Below are 1,761 nucleotides of genomic sequence, written 5' to 3'. Positions count from 1 at the left end.
GACGTCGCTGCTGGGTCCCGAGGAACGGATCGCGGAGAAGATGACCCAATTCGCCGAAGCCGGCGTGACGACCCTGTCGGTGTCGCCGTTCGGCCCCGACCCGGCAGCCGCGCTGACCACGGCCGTCGAGGCGCTCGAGCGGGCGGGGGTGGCCTGACGTGGGGTGGTTCGAAGCGCTCGTCCTCGGCCTGGTCCAGGGGCTGACGGAGTTCCTGCCGATCTCCTCCAGCGCGCACCTGCGGATCGTCGCGGCGCTCGTCGGCTGGGACGACCCAGGGGCGGCGTTCACCGCCGTCACCCAGATCGGCACCGAGCTGGCGGTGATCCTCTACTTCGGCAAGAAGATCGGGAAGATCCTGCAGGCCTGGTTCTTCTCGCTGTACAAGGCGGACTGGCGCCGCGACCCGGACGCCCGGCTGGGCTGGCTGATCATCGTCGGCTCGCTGCCGATCGTGGTGCTCGGCCTGCTGCTGCAGGACGCCATCGACAGCGCGTTCCGCGACCTGCGGATCACCGCGACCGTGCTCATCGTGTTCGGCCTGATCCTGCTGGTCGCCGACCGGATCGGGAAACAGGACCGCGGCCTGGACGACCTCAACGTGCCGCACGGGCTCGGTTTCGGCTTCGCCCAGGCGCTGGCCCTGATCCCCGGCGTGTCCCGGTCGGGCGGCACGACCAGCGCGGGCCTGCTGATGGGCTACACCCGCGCCGACGCCGCCGAGTACTCGTTCCTGCTCGCGCTGCCCGCGGTGTTCGGCTCGGGGGTGTACAAGCTCAAGGACATCGGCTCGGGCGCGGTGCCGGCCCAGTGGGGCCCGACGATCCTGGCCACGCTGGTCGCCTTCGGTGTCGGCTACGTCGTGATCGCCTGGCTGATGGCCTACATCAAGAAGCGCAGCTTCGTGCCGTTCGTGGTCTACCGCCTGGTCCTCGGCGTGCTGCTGTTCGTCCTCATCTTCACCGGCGCCCTGGACCCGAACGCGGGCCCGGTCGGCAGCTGATCCGCACGTCGGCGCGCGGGTTCAGGGTGGTGGGCGGTGCGTCGTCGTCGTAGCCGACCTGGGGAGCCGACTCACGAACCGGAGCGGCCGGCACACGGTCCGCGACGACCGCCGCGCCGGTGACCGCGGCGTGTGGCGAGCGGTAGCCGTTGTCACCAGGCCGATCGGCAGCTGATCGCCGCGGGTCCCCCGCGTTGCCGCCCATCACCCGGGAGGATGATCGGCGGCAACGTAGGGTGGGGCCTGTGAGTACGGTCATTCTGGTCAGGCACGGCAAGTCGACGGCCAACGGATCCGGCGTTCTCGCCGGCCGCTCCCCGAAGGTGAACCTCGACGACACCGGCCGGTCCCAGGCCGAGAAGCTCGTCGAGCGCCTCGACGGCGTCCCGCTGGCCGGCGTGGTCGTCTCGCCGATGCTGCGGTGCAAGCAGACGGTGGCGCCGCTGCTGGCGGCCCGGGGGATCGAGAAGGTCGTCGAACCCGGACTGTCCGAAGTGGACTACGGCGACTGGACCGGCAAAGAGCTCAAGCACCTCGCGAAGGAACCGCTCTGGCGCGTCGTGCAGGCGCACGCGTCCGCCGCGGTGTTCCCCGGCGGCGAGGGGCTCGCCCAGATGCAGGCCCGCTCGGTGGCCGCCGTCCGGGCCCACGACCGCCGGATCGCCGCCGAGCACGGCGACCACGCCGTCTGGCTGCTGTGCAGCCACGGCGATGTGATCAAGTCCATCATCGCCGACGCTCTCGGCCAGCACCTCGACGC

2 protein-coding genes and 1 pseudogene are annotated in these 1,761 nt (G+C 71.1%); all 3 read left to right on the top strand.

Annotated elements, in window-relative coordinates:
* A pseudogene (locus ACGFMK_RS48985) lies at positions 1-157 on the top strand (LLM class F420-dependent oxidoreductase); the annotation flags it as partial.
* 1 nt (position 158) lies between these two features.
* On the top strand, positions 159-1,001 hold the full coding sequence (locus ACGFMK_RS48980; protein WP_392778963.1) for an undecaprenyl-diphosphate phosphatase: 843 nt from the start codon (positions 159-161) through the stop codon (positions 999-1,001).
* Between the two features lie 245 nt (positions 1,002-1,246).
* A partial coding sequence (locus tag ACGFMK_RS48975; protein WP_392778960.1) for an MSMEG_4193 family putative phosphomutase occupies positions 1,247-1,761 on the top strand: 515 nt, incomplete at its 3' end.

Source organism: Amycolatopsis sp. NPDC049252 (assembly GCF_043197175.1).
Taxonomy (GTDB): Bacteria; Actinomycetota; Actinomycetes; order Mycobacteriales; family Pseudonocardiaceae; genus Amycolatopsis.
The sequence above is the reverse complement of the archived record's forward strand: the minus strand, read 5'-3'. Positions and strand labels throughout refer to the sequence as shown.